The sequence below is a fragment of the Sinimarinibacterium thermocellulolyticum genome (assembly GCF_040327995.1).
Lineage (GTDB): Bacteria > Pseudomonadota > Gammaproteobacteria > Nevskiales > Nevskiaceae > Solimonas > Solimonas thermocellulolyticum.
The window spans coordinates 102157-119292 of the sequence record NZ_JBEPIJ010000005.1 but is presented as its reverse complement, the minus strand read 5'-3'; the positions used below and the strand labels follow the sequence as shown (position 1 = coordinate 119292).

Annotated in this window: 18 protein-coding genes; 3 read left to right on the top strand and 15 right to left on the bottom strand. The window is 66.7% G+C overall.

Features of this window, described 5'->3' with window-relative positions; all coding sequences use genetic code 11:
* Position 1 precedes the first annotated feature (1 nt).
* The 7 genes from lepA to rpoE all read right to left on the bottom strand — a co-directional run bounded on the left by lepA (position 2) and on the right by rpoE (position 6640).
* Entirely contained in the window at positions 2 to 1807 is a 1806-nt protein-coding gene (gene lepA / locus ABSH63_RS06210) for a translation elongation factor 4 (protein ID WP_352888367.1), read from the bottom strand.
* A gap of 84 nt (positions 1808 to 1891) precedes the next feature.
* Positions 1892 to 2131 (bottom strand): glutaredoxin family protein, encoded by a 240-nt coding sequence (locus tag ABSH63_RS06205; protein ID WP_352888365.1) that lies wholly within the window; start codon positions 2129 to 2131, stop codon positions 1892 to 1894.
* Positions 2132 to 2292: 161 nt separating this feature from the next.
* Positions 2293 to 3768 carry a Do family serine endopeptidase gene (locus tag ABSH63_RS06200; protein WP_352888364.1) on the bottom strand — a complete coding sequence of 492 codons (1476 nt, stop codon included), beginning with the start codon at positions 3766 to 3768 and terminating at the stop codon, positions 2293 to 2295.
* Between the two features lie 86 nt (positions 3769 to 3854).
* Positions 3855 to 4325 (bottom strand): SoxR reducing system RseC family protein, encoded by a 471-nt coding sequence (locus ABSH63_RS06195; RefSeq protein ID WP_352888363.1) that lies wholly within the window; start codon positions 4323 to 4325, stop codon positions 3855 to 3857.
* 8 nt (positions 4326 to 4333) lie between these two features.
* Positions 4334 to 5347, bottom strand: coding sequence for a MucB/RseB C-terminal domain-containing protein (locus ABSH63_RS06190; protein WP_352888361.1), 1014 nt, complete (start codon positions 5345 to 5347; stop codon positions 4334 to 4336).
* The gene (locus ABSH63_RS06185; RefSeq protein WP_352888360.1) at positions 5344 to 5982 is read right to left on the bottom strand and encodes a sigma-E factor negative regulatory protein; all 639 of its coding nucleotides are present in this window, start codon (positions 5980 to 5982) and stop codon (positions 5344 to 5346) included. Before ABSH63_RS06185 ends, ABSH63_RS06190 begins: the two co-directional genes overlap by 4 nt.
* An 85-nt stretch (positions 5983 to 6067) precedes the next feature.
* Complete coding sequence (gene rpoE, locus ABSH63_RS06180; protein ID WP_352888358.1) at positions 6068 to 6640, bottom strand: RNA polymerase sigma factor RpoE; 573 nt, start codon at positions 6638 to 6640, stop codon at positions 6068 to 6070.
* A gap of 145 nt (positions 6641 to 6785) precedes the next feature.
* Here rpoE and nadB point away from each other — a divergent pair, with 145 nt between their 5' ends.
* Positions 6786 to 8381 (top strand): L-aspartate oxidase, encoded by a 1596-nt coding sequence (nadB, locus tag ABSH63_RS06175; protein WP_352888357.1) that lies wholly within the window; start codon positions 6786 to 6788, stop codon positions 8379 to 8381.
* A gap of 11 nt (positions 8382 to 8392) precedes the next feature.
* Here nadB and ABSH63_RS06170 read toward each other — a convergent pair whose 3' ends face one another.
* From ABSH63_RS06170 to ABSH63_RS06140, 7 genes are all read right to left on the bottom strand, one after another.
* A complete protein-coding gene (locus ABSH63_RS06170; RefSeq protein ID WP_352888355.1) occupies positions 8393 to 8821 on the bottom strand; it encodes a protein YgfX in 429 nt (142 codons plus the stop codon).
* Positions 8821 to 9057 (bottom strand): FAD assembly factor SdhE, encoded by a 237-nt coding sequence (locus ABSH63_RS06165; RefSeq protein ID WP_352888353.1) that lies wholly within the window; start codon positions 9055 to 9057, stop codon positions 8821 to 8823. Before ABSH63_RS06165 ends, ABSH63_RS06170 begins: the two co-directional genes overlap by 1 nt.
* A 103-nt stretch (positions 9058 to 9160) precedes the next feature.
* Positions 9161 to 9946, bottom strand: a complete 786-nt coding sequence (locus ABSH63_RS06160; RefSeq protein WP_352888352.1) for a succinate dehydrogenase iron-sulfur subunit — start codon at positions 9944 to 9946, stop codon at positions 9161 to 9163.
* Between the two features lie 97 nt (positions 9947 to 10043).
* A complete protein-coding gene (gene sdhA, locus ABSH63_RS06155; protein ID WP_352888351.1) occupies positions 10044 to 11834 on the bottom strand; it encodes a succinate dehydrogenase flavoprotein subunit in 1791 nt (596 codons plus the stop codon).
* A 17-nt stretch (positions 11835 to 11851) separates the two neighbouring features.
* Positions 11852 to 12235, bottom strand: a complete 384-nt coding sequence (gene sdhD / locus ABSH63_RS06150; RefSeq protein WP_352888350.1) for a succinate dehydrogenase, hydrophobic membrane anchor protein — start codon at positions 12233 to 12235, stop codon at positions 11852 to 11854.
* 13 nt (positions 12236 to 12248) lie between these two features.
* Entirely contained in the window at positions 12249 to 12650 is a 402-nt protein-coding gene (gene sdhC / locus ABSH63_RS06145; protein WP_352888349.1) for a succinate dehydrogenase, cytochrome b556 subunit, read from the bottom strand.
* A gap of 64 nt (positions 12651 to 12714) precedes the next feature.
* On the bottom strand, positions 12715 to 12903 hold the full coding sequence (locus ABSH63_RS06140) for a DUF1674 domain-containing protein (RefSeq protein WP_434223254.1): 189 nt from the start codon (positions 12901 to 12903) through the stop codon (positions 12715 to 12717).
* Between the two features lie 77 nt (positions 12904 to 12980).
* Here ABSH63_RS06140 and ygfZ point away from each other — a divergent pair, with 77 nt between their 5' ends.
* Together ygfZ and ABSH63_RS06130 are read left to right on the top strand one after the other, a co-directional pair.
* A complete protein-coding gene (gene ygfZ, locus ABSH63_RS06135) occupies positions 12981 to 13901 on the top strand; it encodes a CAF17-like 4Fe-4S cluster assembly/insertion protein YgfZ (RefSeq protein WP_352888346.1) in 921 nt (306 codons plus the stop codon).
* A gap of 252 nt (positions 13902 to 14153) precedes the next feature.
* Positions 14154 to 15587, top strand: a complete 1434-nt coding sequence (locus ABSH63_RS06130; RefSeq protein WP_352888345.1) for a trypsin-like serine peptidase — start codon at positions 14154 to 14156, stop codon at positions 15585 to 15587.
* Between the two features lie 5 nt (positions 15588 to 15592).
* Here ABSH63_RS06130 and ABSH63_RS06125 read toward each other — a convergent pair whose 3' ends face one another.
* Positions 15593 to 17134 carry a peptide MFS transporter gene (locus tag ABSH63_RS06125; protein WP_352888344.1) on the bottom strand — a complete coding sequence of 514 codons (1542 nt, stop codon included), beginning with the start codon at positions 17132 to 17134 and terminating at the stop codon, positions 15593 to 15595.
* Positions 17135 to 17136 lie beyond the last annotated feature (2 nt).

The window sequence follows — 17136 nt, the reverse complement described above, 5'->3', positions numbered from 1 at the left end:
GCTACTTTTTGCGATCGACGCCGAGCACTGCGAGGAAGGCTTCCTGCGGGATTTCGACATTGCCCACGGCCTTCATACGCTTCTTGCCCTCTTTCTGCTTCTCCAGCAGCTTGCGCTTGCGGCTGACGTCGCCACCGTAACACTTGGCAGTGACGTCTTTGCGCAAGGCTTTGACCGTCGTGCGCGCGATGATCTTCGAGCCGATCGCCGCCTGGATCGCGATGTCGAACATCTGGCGGTGGATCACTTCCTGCATGCGCTCGCACAAATCTCGTCCGCGCGGATAGGCCGCATCGCGATGCACGATCGTCGCCAGCGCATCGACACGATCGCCGTTGACCAGCACGTCGAGCTTGACCAGGTCGCTGGCCTGGAAGCGCACGAACTCGTACTCGAACGAAGCAAAACCGCGCGAGGCGCTCTTGAGTCGGTCGAAGAAGTCGAGCACGACCTCGGCCAGCGGCATCTCGACCTCGAGCTGCACCTGCGATCCCAGATAGCGCAGGTTCTTCTGCACACCGCGCTTTTCCATACACAGCTGCATCACCGGACCAACGTAGTCCGGCGGCATCAGGATGCGGGCATCGATGATCGGCTCGCGGATCTCCTCGATCGAACCCGGATCTGGAAGCTTGGCGGGATTGTCGATCTTGATCACCGCGCCGTCCGTGCGCAGTACTTCGTAGACCACCGACGGCGCCGTGGTGATCAGATTGAGGTGGTATTCACGTTCCAGGCGCTCCTGCACGATGTCCATGTGCAGCATGCCGAGAAAACCGATGCGAAAGCCGAAGCCCAGCGCGGACGAGCTCTCCGGCTCGAACTGCAAGGCCGAGTCGTTCAGGCGCAGCTTCTGCAGCGATTCGCGAAAGTCCTCGAAATCGTCGGCATCCACCGGGAACATGCCGGCGAACACGCGCGGCTGCACCTGACGGAACCCTGGCAGCGGCGCCGCGCAAGGCTTGCTCGCGAGCGTGAGCGTGTCACCGACCGGTGCACCGAAGATGTCCTTGATCCCGGCGACGATGAAACCGACTTCGCCGCATTCGAGGCGGTCTTTGAACACGCGCTTTGGCGTATGGACGCCGAGCATCGTGATCTCGTGGTCGCGCCCCGTCGACATCACGCGGATCTTGTCGCCCTTGGCCAGACCAGGACCGTTGACGATACGCACCAGCGACACCACGCCCAGGTAGTTGTCGAACCAGGAGTCGATGATCAGCGCCTGCAGCCGCGCCTGCGGATCGCCCTTGGGCGGCGGTAGCTTGTGGACCACGGCTTCGAGGACTTCCGGCACATTCAGGCCAGTCTTGGCCGACACGCGCAGTGCATCGGCCGCGGGCACGCCGATGATCTGCTCGATTTCGTCACAGACGCGCTCGGGCTCGGCGTTCTGCAGGTCGATCTTATTGAGCACCGTCAGCACTTCGAGGTTCTGCTCGATCGCCGTGTAGCAGTTCGCCACCGACTGCGCCTCGACGCCCTGCGAGGCGTCGACCACCAGCAGTGCGCCTTCGCAGGCCGCCAGCGAGCGCGACACTTCGTAGGAAAAGTCCACATGCCCCGGCGTGTCGATCAGGTTGAATTGGTAGAGCTCGCCGTTGCGCGCACGGTAGTGCAGCTGCACCGCCTGCGCCTTGATCGTGATGCCGCGCTCGCGCTCGATCGGATTGCTGTCGAGCACCTGATCGGTCATCTCGCGCTGTTCGAGTCCGCCGGTGAGCTGGATGAAACGGTCCGCGAGCGTCGACTTGCCGTGATCGATATGGGCGATGATGCAGAAATTACGGATGTGGTCCTGACGCACGGGGCTGAAGGGTTCTCGAAGGATCTGCGCCCGGAAGAGTTCGTGCGCAACCGGGGCTGAACAAAACCGGCGCAGTATACCGGCTCAGGGGCGCATGCCAGCACTCAGCGCGGCTGGATCGAACACGCCCTCGGCCAGCACTCGGCCGTCCTCGTCGAGCAGCACTGGAATCCGCCGTCCGTAACGCATGCGCCACTCCCCGCGATCATCGACGCAGGCATGATCGACGACGCAGCCGTCGGGGAGCGGACCTTCGCGCAATGCCTGCTCGAAAGCCTCGCACAAGTGGCAGTCCGGACGGCCAAGCAGCAGCAGCCTGCGCATGCGCGAACTCAGAGTCCGTGAAGAAATGCACGTCCTGTGCATTTCTTCTGTCGCAAGTCCGGTACAGGCCCGGACTTGCTCCCATGCATCGAGCCCTTGCGGACCGGATGCGCGTCCGGCCATCCCTGGCCGGCCTGAGAGCCTGAAAGATTCACAGGCTCTTAGTCGCGGGCAGAGACCGGCACGTCCAGTGCCAGAAATAGCGGCGCGCCGCGGCGCTGCACCAGCACGGCGACGGTCTGACCCGGGATCAGGCGCTCGGTGACTTCGGCGAAGCGTTCGAGACTGTCCACCCGCTGACCGCCGATCTGCAGCAGCACGTCCCCGGGGCGCACGCCGGCGCGAGCCGCCGGACCATCGGTCACCGCGACCACCATGAGACCACCGTGCATCACCTGCGCGTCGCGGCGCTCCTCGGCTGTCAGTGCCCGCAGTTCGAGTCCGAGCCGAGTGCGCGCAGCGGGCATCGGGGCCGGCGCCGCAGGACCATCCTGCGCCAATGGTTCGGCGCGCAGGGTACCGACGGCAACATCCACCCGTAATCGCCGACCGCCGCGGATCACTTCGAGCGTCGCAATCTCGCCCGGATCGGTCACGCCGACCAGGTGCGGTAGGCTCGATGAGCTCGGCAGCGGCTCACCGTTGTAGCGCAGGATCACATCGCCCTCACGCAGACCGGCACGTGCAGCCGGACTCTCGGGCAACACGCGTGCGATCAGCGCGCCTTCGGGCTTGTCGATCCCGAACTGCTGGGCCAGGTTGCGGTCGACCTCCTGCACGACCACGCCGAGCCAGCCGCGCGTCACCGTGCCGGTCTCGCGCAACTGCCGAGCAACCTTCGCTGCGACGTCGATCGGAATCGAGAACGAAACACCCTGATAGCCGCCGGACTGAGAATAAATCTGCGAGTTCACGCCGACGACCTCGCCGGCGAGGTTGAACAGCGGCCCGCCGGAGTTGCCGGGGTTGATCGCGACGTCGGTCTGGATGAAGGGCACGTACTGCTCGGTGGCCAGCGCCCGCCCCTTGGCGGAAACGATGCCGGCGGTCACCGAGTAGTCGAAGCCGAAAGGTGAGCCGATGGCCAGCACCCACTGCCCGGGCCGCAAATTCCCGGAGTCCTTGGCCAGACGCGCCACCGGCAGGTCACTGGCATCGATGCGCAACAGCGCCAGATCGCTCGCCTCGTCGCTTCCGATCAACTCGGCCACGAACTGCCGGCGGTCGAGCAGGCGCACGATGACCTCACGCGCCCCGCGGACCACGTGGTAGTTGGTCAGGATGTAGCCGTCCTCGGAGAGGATGAAGCCCGAGCCCAGCGACTGCTGCGGCGGCGGATACGCGTCCGGCGTGTCAGCCTCCGGAGCGAGCGGCTCGGGATGCTGGTCGAAGAAGCGCCGCAGCCACTCGGGGGCATCCTCGAAGGATTCCGGCTGCAGCGGCACCTGCGCACCGTCGGTCGCGGCCGCTTCCGACGCAACCGTGCTGATGTTCACGACGGCCGGGGACACACGCTCGACCAGGTCGGCGAAATCGGGGTAGCCCCCGGGCATGGTGGGGGCGCTGCGCTCGCAGGCGACCAGACCGAGAAGAACCAGTGGGATCGAGCGCCGCGCCAGGCGGACGACACGCTGCATAACCGCTCCAACCGGCACGGCGGAACGCCGGGTGGGGCGAATTTCAATGGATTCGGCGCAGAAATTCAAACCGCTGGCGTCGTGCCTCAGCCGGCTCGCGGACAGTCGGCACGGGCCTCGGGCAAGCGACGCACGAGCACGGGCAGGTAGCGGGACACCGTCTCGGCCCGCCGACCCGCCCAGTGAGTTAGGACGAATCCTCCGACGAGACCGGTGAGCCCGAAGGCGGCGACCAGCACGTCATGCGCCTTCAACGCCAGATGCGCGAACGCGCCCGCCAGGAACATGCCGGCCAGCGGCACCAAATAGACCCACAGCGAGGCCAGCATCAGCGCCGACTCCTCGACCCCGACGACGACGGCGTCACCCGCGCGTAATCCGTCGAGACGCCCTCCGACGCGAATTTCCGGGCGCCGGCGCCCGAGCAGCCGAGCCAGCACGCCGCCGCCGCAGCCCTCACCGCGCGCGCACTTGGGACAGGACTCCACACCGTACGGACGCACCCAGACGCTACCCTGGTCATCTACCCGTGCAACGATGGCACGCTCTTCGATCATGGGCGCCGTCAAGGACTGGTCCGGGGTGCGTCCTCGAGCGTCGGCGCGTCGATGGGGACCACACCCTCGGGGAACTGCACGCTCTCGCCGATCAGGCGCACGGTTTCTTCCGGCGCCTCGCCGACGACGGTGATGTGCACCTGTCCCATCACCCGACCGAAAGCGTGCATCGCGCCCATGCGTGACTCACCCTGCAGGACCGGTGCGGAGGTCTCGTGACGCTGGGTGCTGAACACCGATATCGCGGTCAATCCGTCGGTCAGCACCACGTGCTCGACGATGCCGCGCCCGTCGGCGGTCTGGCGCAGGCTGCGCGTGGTCACGCGAAAACCCGGTGGCAGCGGCCCGAAACGCCAGCCGGCCTGACGCGCCTGCTCCAGACGCTGCTGTGCCTCGGCGGCGGCCACGGCCTTGCGTTCCTCGTACTCGGCCAGCGCCTCGTCGAAGCGCGTATCGACGATCTCCTCGGGGAAACGCACCTCGGTGAACATCATCTGTTCGAGCACGCGGCCGTCGCGCGCGATGAGGTTGACCTTCAGCGGCACATGCGTCTGGGCGTCGGCCCAGATCTGATAACCGTAGCGAAAGCCATCGCGCGGCGTGATGGCCATGCCCTCGCAGCTGCGCCCGGCGATACGCGCGCTGCCGATGCTTTTGAAGTCGTAGACTGCTGCGAGCTGCGCGACGCGCTCCGGCGTCAGCGTCGGGAACAAGCCCTTGGGCGTGGGCCGATCGAGCGTGAACTTGCGATCACGCGGCAAAAGGCAGATCACCTTGCCGTCGCGCTTGACGATCTCGCGCGGCGCGCCGGTCAGCGCCTCCACTCGTTCGAGTTCGACGCCATCGCGAAAACCGTGTACGACCTTGAGCGTTTCGAGTCGATTCTGACCCTGATAGACGACGACGCCTTCGTAATTGACCTCACGGGCCGCCTCACTGACCCGCACCAGCATGCTCGCCGGGTCTTCGGCATGCGCCGCGCCGGCGGCGAGCAGCAGCGCAAGACCGGCGATTCGGCTCAAGGCTTTTCTCCGGAAACGCCAAAGCTCACCGGCTGCAAACCGCTGTCGCCGGCGCTGTGCGCGGCGAAACGCGCATACGAGAGCGTGGCGCCCATGCCGCGATCGGCGAGCGCGCTGCTGTGCTCGATCATGTACTGGCGCAGCTCGTCGCTGAGCGCCTGTTGCGGAAGATTTTCCGCCCCGGCCGACACCACCTGCAGAGCGCCCGCGCGTCCGCCCTTGGACGGCGCGGCGACTGGCATTGCGCGCTGCGGCTCGGCGAGGCCGGGCGCCGCCGCCGGATCGCTTGGCGCCTGCACGCCAATGGTCACGGCCACCGCGGCCACACAGGCCGCCGCGGCGAGCCCGAGCGCTGGCTTCCAGCGCGTCCACCGGCGCGGCGCCGCTGCTGCAACCAGGGGCACGACCTTGGCCCGCGGCGCCGGGTCCTGCGCGTCGAGCCGACGCATGACCTCGGCGCAGATGCAGGGCTGCGCCTTGCGCACGATCACACCCTCACGGGCGTCACGGCCGAGGCACAGGCGACTCCAGGTCGCCTTGAGCTCCGGGGAGCGCTGCATCTCGTCGAGAATGCGGTCGAGTTCATCGGGGCTGCATTCACCGTCCAGCAGCGCAGACAAAGAATCCTTGGCCATGATCTATACCCGCAACCTCATCAGGCGCCTCGCCACGCGCCAAAAAGCACCTGCCATACGAATGACCGTAACCGATGCCATGCGCTCAATCCAAAAGGGGCTTGAGCGCCGCATCGATCGCTTCGCGTGCGCGGAAGATACGCGATCGCACGGTGCCGATGGGACAATCCATCACTTCCGCAATCTCCTCGTACGACAGCCCTTCGAGTTCTCGCAATGTGATCGCCTTGCGCAAATCGGGCGGCAAACCGGCGATGGTGGTCGCCACGCGCGCTCGGATCTCGTCCGACAGCAACTCGGCCTCGGGCGTATCCACGTCGCTTAGATGCTCGGTGTGCCCGTAAAGTTCGGCTTCGGCGACGTCGATGTCCTGATCGGCCGGTCGGCGTCCACGCGAGACGATGTGATTCTTCGCCGTGTTGATGCCGATGCGGTACAGCCAGGTATAGAAGGCCGACTGGCCGCGAAAACCCGGCAGCGCGCGCCAAGCGCGGATGAAGGTTTCCTGGGCCACGTCGGAGGCCTCCGCCTCGCCGACCAGCCGCCCGACCAGCTGCACGATCTTGTACTGGTACTTGCGCACCAAGAGCTCGAACGCGCGCTGATCGCCCTGCTGCGCGCGCGCCACGAGCTGTTCGTCGATGTTGTTGCCGGACATTCAAGACCCTGGCGCGGCGCGCCGCGCGGCTGTGCGAGACTCATCGATCCCCCACGGCACCCTGCAGCCGTACCCGCCCCGATAGCCGCGGCGGACACGGATCACGAATAATCCACGGATTCTAACAACCCCTGGATACAAAAGAATGGATGCCACCGAGGTGCTGGTCATCGGCAGCGGCGCCGCCGGCCTGTCCTGTGCGCTGCGCCTGGCCCAGGCCGGGGTCGCCGTCACCGTCGTCTCCAAGGGACCGTTGACGAGCGGCAGCACGCTGTGGGCACAGGGCGGTATCTCGGCCGTGCTGGATGCCGAGGATTCGCTCGAGAATCACGTCCGCGACACGCTCATCGCTGGTGCCGGGCTCTGCGACGAGCGCGCCGTGCGCTTTGCCGTGGAACGCGGCCCGGCCTGCATCCGCTGGCTGATCGATCAGGGCGTGGAGTTCACCCGCGACGAAGACGACGCCGGCGGCTACGGCCTGCACCTGACGCGCGAAGGTGGCCACAGTCACCGCCGCGTCGTACACGCCGCCGACGCCACCGGCCGCGCGGTCGAAACGACCCTCTCTGGCATCGCCGCGGCGCATCCGCTCATCCACGTACGCGAGCACGCGATCGCCGTCGATCTGATCGTCGACCGCCGGGCCGGCTCGGTGCTCGGCGCCTACCTGCTCGACCTCGACCACGGCAGCGTCGAGGCGGTCGCGGCACGTGCGGTGGTGCTCGCCACCGGTGGCGCCAACCAGGTCTACCTGTATTCGAGCAACCCGCACGGCGCCTCCGGCGACGGCATCGCCATGGCCTGGCGTGCCGGCTGCCGCATCGCCAACATGGAATTCATGCAGTTCCATCCCACCTGCCTGTATCACCCCGAAGCTCGCAATTTTTTGATCAGCGAGGCCTTGCGCGGAGAAGGCGCGGTGCTGCGCCTGCCCGAGGCCGACGGCACAGCGGGCGAGCGTTTCATGCCGCGGTTCGACGCGCGCGCCGAACTCGCACCGCGCGACATCGTCGCCCGTGCCATCGACTACGAGATGAAGCGCCTGGGCATCAAGTACGTGCTGCTCGACATCACCCACAAGCCGGCGGACTTCATCCGCAGCCACTTCCCCAGCATCCACGCGCGCTGCCTCGAGCTCGGCATCGACATCACGCGTGAGCCGATCCCGGTCGTGCCGTCGGCGCATTTCACTTGCGGCGGCGTCGTCACCGACCTCGCCGCGCGCACCGACATCGCGGGTCTGTATGCGATCGGCGAAGTCGCCTGCACCGGCTTGCACGGCGCCAACCGACTGGCCTCGAACTCGCTGCTCGAATGTCTGGTCTTCGCCGAGGCCGCGGCACAGGAGCTGATCGCCACGCTGCCCGGGCGGCGCGCCCCCGCAGCGCTGCGGCCCTGGGACGAAAGCCGCGTGCGCGATTCGGACGAGGACGTCGTGGTCTCGCACAACTGGCTGGAGCTGCGCACCTTCATGTGGGATTACGTCGGCATCGTGCGGACCACCAAGCGCCTTACGCGCGCGCGCCACCGTGTCGAGCTGTTGCAGCAGGAGATCCAGGAGTTCTACGGAAACTACCGCATCAGCGCGGACCTGGTGGAACTGCGCAATCTGGTGACCGTCGCCGACTTGATCGTGCGCTCGGCGCTGTCGCGCCGCGAGAGCCGCGGCCTGCACTACACGCTGGATTATCCGGATCCGCTACCCGAAGCACGGTCGAGCATACTGCCAGGGCGGGCGTAAGAGACCACGGCTCAGCCCGCCGCGGTCGGCGCGGACAGCCAGGCGCGCAGCCGACGCAGGTTGTCCGCAGACAGCTCATCGCCGCCGATCAACCGCACGGAGCGCGCGCCGTCGTCGGCAGCAAACCGCAGTACGAGCCACGGCCCACGCACGATGGCATCGTCGAGCAGCCGCCCCTGCCGCCGAGTGCCGTCGGCTTGATACAGGCTGAAGCCGCCGTCGGCGTGCGCGACCAGTCGCACGAGCGCGCGCGGACCGAATCCCAACGCCGGATGGCGGCGTACCCATAGCCACGAGCCGGCCACCGCGGCGGCGAACACGAGCAAGGGCAGCGTCGGCGGCTGCGCCCAAACCAGAAGGCCCAGGCAGCACAGGTGCAGGACGAAGACTGCGCGCAGCGCCCGCATCGATGGGCGCAGCGACAGATCGATGGTCTGCATCAGCGGTGGACGCGCAAGGCTTCGACGATGCCGACGAATTCGGGCGGCGGTGTGGCGTAGCCCATGACCCAGGCCCAGATGTCGGGATCCTCGGCCTGCGTCAGCAGCTGCAGGAAGGCTGCTCGCTCCGCCGGCGCAGCGGCACCGTAGCACTGCGCGTGATAACGCTCCATCAGCACGTCCAGCTCTTTCATGCCCCGGCGCAGGAGCCAGCGCAGCCGTCCATCGGAGGACATCGCTGTTTCCAGTCGCGCGTTCCCAGGTTCCGGTGGACAAGCCGCCATGCAGTGTCTTTTCGCCTCTACCGGAAACTGGAAACGCCGAACTCGAAACCGCAACTCAGACCGTGCGCTCGACCATCATCTGCTTGATGCCGGCGATCGCCTTGGCCGGGTTCAGACCCTTGGGGCAGGTCTTGGCGCAGTTCATGATCGTGTGGCAGCGGTAGAGCTTGAACGGATCCTCGAGCGCATCCAGACGCTCGCCGGTGGCCTCGTCGCGCGAGTCGACCAGCCAGCGGTAGGCCTGCAGCAGGATCGCCGGTCCAAGGTAGCGGTCGCCATTCCACCAGTAGCTCGGGCACGAGGTCGAGCAGCAGGCGCAGAGGATGCACTCGTAAAGCCCATCGAGCTTGGCGCGGTCGGACTCGGACTGCAGGCGCTCGCGCGTCGGCGCCGGCGAGTCGGTCTTGAGCCAGGGTTCGATCGAGGCGAGCTGGGCGTAAAAGTGCGTCAGATCCGGTACCAAGTCCTTGATCACCGGCATGTGCGGCAGCGGATAGATCGTCGCCTCGCCCTTGATCTCGTCGCAGGGCTTGATGCAGGCCAGCGTGTTGGTGCCGTCGATGTTCATCGCGCAGGAGCCGCAAATGCCCTCGCGACAGGAGCGGCGGAAGGTCAGCGTCGCGTCGATCTCGTTTTTGATCTTGATCAGCGCGTCGAGAACCATCGGCCCGCAGCTCGACATGTCCACCTCGTAGGTGTCCATGCGCGGATTGGCGCCGCTGTCCGGATCGTAGCGGTAGACCTTGAAAGTCTTGACCTGCTTGGCGCCGGCCGGGGCCTTGTAGGTCTTGCCGGCCTTCTTGTCGATCTTGGAGTTCTGCGGGAGCGTGAATTGGGCCATGGCTTACTCCGGGAATCGGGAACTGGGAACCGAGGATCGTGGGAGCAGGTGCGTCTGCGACGTTTTCCGAACCCCCATTGCCGATTCCCGTCTTCAATCAGTATTTGCGTGCGACCGGCGGGATGTGCTCGACCTCGTCGTCCAGCGGCTGCAGGTGCACCGGGCGATAGTCGATCTTCACGTCCTCGTCACCGACGCGCCAGGCGATGGTGTGCTTGAGCCAGTGCGTGTCGTCGCGCTCCTTGATGTCGTCGCGCGCATGGGCGCCGCGCGATTCCTTGCGGTTCTCGGCGCAGACGATGGTGAGCAGCGCCTGGCCGAGCAGGTTGTCCAGCTCAAGCGTCTCGGCAAGGTCGGAGTTCCAGATCATCGAGCGGTCGGCGACGGCGAGATCGTCGCGAAAACCCCGGATGATCTCTTTGAGCTTGACGATGCCCTCCTGCATCAGCGGACCGTCGCGGAACACCGCGCAGTGCTTTTGCATGGTCTTTTGCATATCGAGGCGGATCTTCGCCGTCGGCGATCCGCCCTTGGCATGACGGAATCGGTCGAGTCGCGCGAGCGCCCTGTCCTCGGAAGTAGTGGAAATCTTCTTGTGCGGCTGACCCGGCTTGACCAGTTGGGCGGCACGGATCGCCGCGGCGCGGCCGAAGACCACGAGGTCGAGCAAAGAATTGGAGCCGAGGCGGTTGGCGCCGTGCACCGAAACGCAGGCCGCCTCGCCGACCGCCATCAGGCCCGGCACGACGCTGTCCGGATTGCCGTTCTTGAGCGTGACCACCTCGCCGGTCCACAGCGTCGGGATGCCGCCCATGTTGTAGTGCACCGTCGGCACCACCGGGATCGGCTCCTTGGTGACGTCGACGCCGGCGAAGATCTTGGCCGACTCGGAAATGCCCGGCAGGCGCGTATGCAAGACCTCCGGGCCGAGATGCTCCAGATGCAGGTGGATGTGATCCGCCTCGGGACCGACGCCGCGGCCTTCGCGGATCTCGGTGGCCATCGCTCGCGAAACCATGTCGCGCGGCGCCAGATCCTTGACGCTGGGGGCGTAGCGCTCCATGAAGCGCTCGCCCTTGCCGTTGGTGAGATAACCGCCCTCGCCGCGCGCCCCTTCGGTGATCAGGCAGCCCGAGCCGTAGATGCCGGTGGGATGGAACTGCACGAACTCCAGATCCTGCAGCGGCAGGCCGGCGCGCAGCACCATGCCGCCGCCGTCACCGGTGCAAGTATGAGCCGAGGTGGCCGAGAAGTACGCACGGCCATAGCCACCGGTGGCGAGTATGACCATGTGCGCGCGGAAGCGATGCAACTGGCCGGTCGCGAGATCCCAGGCGAGCACGCCTTTGCAGGAACCGTCGTCGTCCATCAACAAATCGAGCGCGAAATACTCGATGAAGAACTGCGCCTTGCACTTGAGCGACTGCTGGTAGAGCGTGTGCAGCATCGCGTGGCCGGTGCGGTCGGCGGCGGCACAGGTGCGCTGTGCCGGCGGACCCTTGCCGAATTCGGTGGTCATGCCGCCGAACGGACGCTGGTAGATCTTGCCTTCGGGCGTGCGCGAAAACGGCACGCCGTAGTGTTCCAGCTCGATGATCGCCGGGATGGCCTCGCGCGTCATGTACTGGATCGCATCCTGATCGCCGAGCCAGTCCGAGCCCTTCACCGTGTCGTAGAAATGCCAGCGCCAGTCGTCGCGGCCCATATTGCCGAGCGCGGCGGAGATGCCGCCCTGCGCGGCCACCGTGTGCGAGCGCGTGGGGAACAGCTTGGTGACGTTCGCGGTCTTCAGCCCGGCCTCGGCCAGACCCAGCGTGGCCCGCAGACCGGCGCCGCCGGCGCCGACCACGATCGCGTCGTATTCGTGATGAACGATGTCGTAAGCCATGGTTTATCCGAGTCGGGTCAGGCGAGCGCGAGCTTGAGCACGGCGAAAATGCCGGCGACGGCGATCAAAAGGTGCGTGAACTTCGAGAATACGAGCAGGGCGATCTTCCAGCCCTCGCCGGCGACGTAGTCCTCGATGACCACCTGCACCCCGAGCGCCGAGTGATAGGCCGCGGCCGCGAGGAACAACACCAAGGTCACGGCCACTGACGGATACGAGGCCCAGTAGCGCACCGCATCAAAGCTTCCGCCCTTGGCTGCGAGCAGCGCCACGGAGAAGACGAACCACAGCGCCAGCGGAATCAGCGCCACGGCGCTGACGCGCTGGACCCAGAAGTGATGCACGCCGTGCTTGGCGGAACCCAGACCACGTGCGCGGGACAGCGGAGAACGCAGACTCATGATCGTCCCCTTTTTAGCGGAAGCAGGCCAGCGCCCAGGCGGCGGCGGTCAGCAGCAGCGACACCACGACGACGGCATAGCCGGAGTACTGGGCAGTCTTCAACTCGAAGCCGCGACCGATGTCCCAGAACAGATGGCGGATGCCGTTGCACAGGTGGTACATCAGCGCAAAGGTCCATGCGAACAGCAGGACCTGGCCGTACCAGGCCTGCACATGCGCGGCGACGGCGCCGTACCACTGCGGGCCGCCGGCCAGCGCGATCAGCCACACTGCCAGCAGCGCCGACCCCAGGCTCAGGCCAAGGCCGGTGAGGCGATGCGCGAAGGACAGTACCGAGGTCCACTGGAACCGGTAGTACGATCCGAGCATGAACGGCGACAGCGGTCGACTGTCCGCAGGCGATTTGGTGGTCATTCCGGCTCCCTGGGGTGTTGCGTCGGGACGTGAGGGGGATGCGGTACGGGCGCGAGGCGCTGCGTCAAAAATCGATGCAGCGGCCGTTTTTCTCCCAGTCTCCGTAGCGTGTCGGCTCCGGCCCGTCGGTGCGTCCACCGATCTCCGGGATCGCCGGCTGCCGTGCCGGCTGCTGCCGCAACAGCGCCGCGAGCGGGAGCGCACGCGGCTCCGTTTGCGGTGACGGGGGCTGGACGCTGGAATCCGGGGACATCGCCATGAGATGGAAATGTGCTGACGTCGGGTCTGGCTTAGCCTTAATAGTTTGGCAAACTTTGTGCGCTTGCAGCAATGAAAGACTGTATTCCCGCACAGCTCGATGAGCTCGTCTATGCCACGGTGCGCGGCGCCGACGGCACGTCCTTCCTGCAAGGACAACTGAGCAGCGACCTGCGACTGCTCGACGACATGCGCGCGCAGATCAGCAGCTACAACAGCGCCAAGGGCCGCATGCTCGCCGTGCTGCACCTCATGCGCCGCGACGATGCCATCGTGCTCGAACTGCATCGCGACATCGCCGCGCCGACCTGTAAGCGCCTGCGCATGTTCGTGCTGCGCGCCAAGGTGACGATCGAAGAGGACGGCGGCCTTTGCGCATTCGGTCTCATCGGTGCCGATGCGGCCGCGCGACTCGCCGCGCTGGGCCTGCCGGTTCCGGATGCGCCGCTCGACTGTACCCACGATGCGCCGCGCGGCATCACCATCGTGCGCCGTCTCGGCGCGCTGGCCCGCTACAGCATCCACGGCACGTCCGAGGCGCTGGCGCCTCTGCTCGCCGCCGTCGGCCCGCTGCAGGACTACACACACTGGCGTCGCGCCGACATCGAAGCCGGCGTACCCACGGTCTACCCCGCCACCGCGGATCATTTCATCCCGCAGACCGCCAATCTCGACCGGCTCGGCGGCATCGGCTTCGACAAGGGCTGCTACACCGGCCAGGAGATCATCGCGCGCGTCCATTATCTTGGCCAGGTCAAGCGTCGTCTGTTCGTGGCGCGTATGCAGGGATCCCCGCCGGCGCCCGGCAGCGAGGTCCGCAGCGCCGATGGTGCCAGCGTCGGTGAAATCGTCGATGCCGTCGTCGATGCAGAGGGCGCCGGCAGTCTCGCCAGCCTGGTGCTGCAACTCGGTCACGCCAATGATGCGCTGCGCCTGGCCGACGGCCGCACGGTGCACCTCGTGGGCCCTGCAGCGCCGCCGGACGCCGTCTGAACGCGGGCGCGGCTCGTGCAGGACCGCGGACCGGTGTAGACGTGCAGAGAGTCCGGTAGACCCGGATTTTGGCGGGCACGACGGCATTCAAGGGAGCGCCGTGCCCTTCCAGAACCGGCGCATCTTTGCGCCCCGCTGCCGCGCGGCATAATGCCGCTTCTCGTCCGTCGGCAATACGGCCGCGAGACACGGCGCACACTCGTTCGTACGCCCGCGCCCTAGACTGCACCTCGGTTCATTCGGAGCCTGTGTATGCGCCGTCTACTGCTCGCCCTGTCCCTACTGTGGCTGTCCGGCGCATGCGCCGCGCTCACGCCCGAACTCGCCGATCTCGACGCCGTGCCGCTGCATGCGGCGCCGCCCGCGGCCGTCGCCAAGGCCATCGCGCAGGCGCCGGCACGCAAAGGCGCGGGTCCTGCGATCTTCGCCGTGACCGTCGATTTGCCGGTGACGCTCGACGGCGGCGTCTGGGACGAGGCGGCGCCGGGGATCGCACGCTGGCGCGCACGCGTGTTTTCGGCCCAGGCCCGGGCGCTTTTGATGCGCTTCGATCGATTCTTCTTGCCGTCGAGCGCCAGACTGTGGATCTACGACGCCCAGGGGCGCACGGTCCAGGGCCCCTATCTCGGCGCCGCACACAACGGCATCCCGGAGCTGTGGACGGCGACCGTCCCCGGCGACATCGCGGTGATCGAACTGCAGGTAGATGCCGCAGAGCGCGCGCAGGTCGAGCTCGCGCTCGCGAGCATCGGCCATGCCTTCAAGAACGCCCGCGATCGGGGCGACTCCGGTAGCTGCAACATCGACACCGCCTGCCCGCTGGGCAACGCTTGGCGCGACGAGATCCGCGCGACGGTCAAACTGCAGATCCCGACCGGTGCCTTCGTCGGCGTCTGCAGCGGCACCCTGATCAACAACCTCGCACAGGACGACACGCCCTACATCCTCACGGCCGATCACTGCGGCATCCGCTCGGACAACGCCGGCGGCGTGGTCGTCTACTGGAACTTCCAGAACAGCGGCTGCAATCGCCTCGACGCCCCCGATAACCAGAACCAGACCGGGACCCTGCTGCGCGCCCGCGACCCGGACACGGATATGACCCTGCTGGAGCTCCGGCAGCCGCCCAGCGCCGCGTTCAACGTCTACTACGCCGGCTGGGACGCCAGCGGCACCGGTGGCAGTTCGGGCGTGAGTATTCACCACCCCTCGGGCGATGCCAAGAAGATCAGCGAATACGTCCGGGCGTTGACGGCGGACTTCGTCACGATCGAGGCCAACGGCCCCAGCATCCCGGCCTGGCGCGTCACCTGGAACCAGGGCACGACCGAGCAAGGTTCTTCCGGTTCCGGGCTGTGGAATCAGAACCGCCAGATCGTCGGCGTGCTGTCCGGCGGTTCCGCGTCCTGCAACAACCTGGACGCTCCGGATTTCTACGCACGGCTGGATCGTCAATGGCTGGCCAAACCGCAGGCCAGTGGTCAGCTCAAAGTCTGGCTCGACCCGGCCAACACCGGTCAGCGTCAGGTCGCCGGCAAGAATCCGAACGCGACGCCGACACCGACACCCAGTCCCACGCCGACGCCGACTGCCCCAGCGTCGGGTGGCTCGGGCGGCGGCAACCTCGGCCTGCCGCTGCTCGGCGCGCTGCTCGGCTTCGGACTGCTGCGCCGCCGCCGCGGCTGAAGCGCTCAGCGCTGCGGATCGGCGGCCTGCATGCCGCGGCGGATCAACGGCGTTGCGATCAGCGTCAATGCTGACGCGCCCACACCGACGAAGAACAGTAGCCAGAACAGCTCGGCGTACTTCGCCGACGCGGCGACCAGGTCCAGCGCCTCGCCGTCGGCGAGCTCGATCGCCGACAGCTTGCCGAAGGCCGCCGCCAACACTTCCGAGTAGGCGGTGGCGAGAAACCACGCGCCCATCATCACGCTGACGACGCGCTTGACCGACAGCTCGCTGACCGCCGACAGGCCGATCGGGTACAGACAGACCTCGCCAATCTCCAGCAGCAAGTAAGCCAGCGCCAGCCACCACACCGAGGCCAGCACGCCGTCGACGCCGATCCGCGCCGCGGCGAGCATCGGCACAAAGGCCAGACCCGCGAACAGCAGGCCGATCGCGCTTTTGACCGGCGTGCTCGGATTGAGTCCGCGTCTGGCCAGCCACGGCCACAGCCAGGCGAACAGCGGCGACAAGCCGACGATGAATAACGCACCGAGAAAGGTCAGCGAGCCGGCGGTCATCTGCAGGCCGAGCAGGTTCTTGTCGAGCAGACGGTCGGTGAACGCGACCCAGGAGCCATAGGTCTGCTCGTAGAGCGTGTAGAACACCAGGGCACACAGAATCAGCGCCACCAGCGACAGCATGCGCGCGCGCTCGGCGGCGCTGCACTGCTTGAGCAAGAACCACGCGAACCAGACGACGAACGCGGCGAACACGAGGTGCATCGCCCCATGGACCGTCCAGGTCCGCTGAATCAGTTGCCAGATCGCCAGCGCGCCTGCGAAGGCGCCGAGGTAGATCCCCCATTCGCGGTTCAGAGGACCTAGCAGCTTCTCGCGCAGCCAGGCCGGATCGCGCGGCTCGGCGTGACCGTGCAGATGCTTCTGGCCGGCGATGAACACCACCAAACCCAGCAGCATGCCGATGCCGGCGGCGCCGAAGCCGTACTTCCAGCCGTAGGTCTCGCCCAGATAGCCGCAGACCAGGCTCGCGAACAGCGCGCCGAGATTGATACCGGCGACGAACAGCGTGAAGCCCGAATCGCGGCGCGGATCATCGTCGGCGTAGAGCTTGCCGACCAGGCTGGAGATGTTCGGCTTGAGAAAGCCGACGCCGGTGACGATCAGCGCCAGCGACAGGTAGAACACCTGTAGCGCACGGGTGTCCTGCACGACGCCGCCGTCGACAAAGCGTGCCTGCTCCCCTTCGAAGGCCATCCCGAAATGCCCGAGGCACAGCAGGACTGCGCCCAGGACTACCGCCTTGCGCATGCCCAGATAGCGGTCCGCGATCATGCCGCCGATCACCGGCGCGGCGTAGACCAGGCCGCCATAGGCCCCGAGCAGGTCGTAGCTCGGCGCGTCGCCGAACAAGTGGTACTTGGTCAGATACAGGAACAGCAGCGCCTTCATACCGTAGAAGGAAAAGCGCTCCCACATCTCGGTGAAGAAGCAGACGTAAAGACCGCGAGGATGACCGAACAGCTCGGCGGCAGGGGGCTTGTTCACGG

What these genes read in the sequence shown, in the direction of transcription:
- ABSH63_RS06205 (WP_352888365.1), bottom strand. Translation starts at nt 2,131, where the DNA reads ATGCGCAGGCTGCTGCTGCTTGGCCGTCCGGACTGCCACTTGTGCGAG.
- ABSH63_RS06200 (WP_352888364.1), bottom strand. Translation starts at nt 3,768, where the DNA reads ATGCAGCGTGTCGTCCGCCTGGCGCGGCGCTCGATCCCACTGGTTCTT.
- ABSH63_RS06195 (WP_352888363.1), bottom strand. Translation starts at nt 4,325, where the DNA reads ATGATCGAAGAGCGTGCCATCGTTGCACGGGTAGATGACCAGGGTAGC.
- ABSH63_RS06185 (WP_352888360.1), bottom strand. Translation starts at nt 5,982, where the DNA reads ATGGCCAAGGATTCTTTGTCTGCGCTGCTGGACGGTGAATGCAGCCCC.
- rpoE (WP_352888358.1), bottom strand. Translation starts at nt 6,640, where the DNA reads ATGTCCGGCAACAACATCGACGAACAGCTCGTGGCGCGCGCGCAGCAG.
- nadB (WP_352888357.1), top strand. Translation starts at nt 6,786, where the DNA reads ATGGATGCCACCGAGGTGCTGGTCATCGGCAGCGGCGCCGCCGGCCTG.
- ABSH63_RS06170 (WP_352888355.1), bottom strand. Translation starts at nt 8,821, where the DNA reads ATGCAGACCATCGATCTGTCGCTGCGCCCATCGATGCGGGCGCTGCGC.
- ABSH63_RS06165 (WP_352888353.1), bottom strand. Translation starts at nt 9,057, where the DNA reads ATGTCCTCCGATGGACGGCTGCGCTGGCTCCTGCGCCGGGGCATGAAA.
- ABSH63_RS06160 (WP_352888352.1), bottom strand. Translation starts at nt 9,946, where the DNA reads ATGGCCCAATTCACGCTCCCGCAGAACTCCAAGATCGACAAGAAGGCC.
- sdhA (WP_352888351.1), bottom strand. Translation starts at nt 11,834, where the DNA reads ATGGCTTACGACATCGTTCATCACGAATACGACGCGATCGTGGTCGGC.
- sdhD (WP_352888350.1), bottom strand. Translation starts at nt 12,235, where the DNA reads ATGAGTCTGCGTTCTCCGCTGTCCCGCGCACGTGGTCTGGGTTCCGCC.
- sdhC (WP_352888349.1), bottom strand. Translation starts at nt 12,650, where the DNA reads ATGACCACCAAATCGCCTGCGGACAGTCGACCGCTGTCGCCGTTCATG.
- ABSH63_RS06140 (WP_434223254.1), bottom strand. Translation starts at nt 12,903, where the DNA reads ATGTCCCCGGATTCCAGCGTCCAGCCCCCGTCACCGCAAACGGAGCCG.
- ygfZ (WP_352888346.1), top strand. Translation starts at nt 12,981, where the DNA reads ATGAAAGACTGTATTCCCGCACAGCTCGATGAGCTCGTCTATGCCACG.
- ABSH63_RS06130 (WP_352888345.1), top strand. Translation starts at nt 14,154, where the DNA reads ATGCGCCGTCTACTGCTCGCCCTGTCCCTACTGTGGCTGTCCGGCGCA.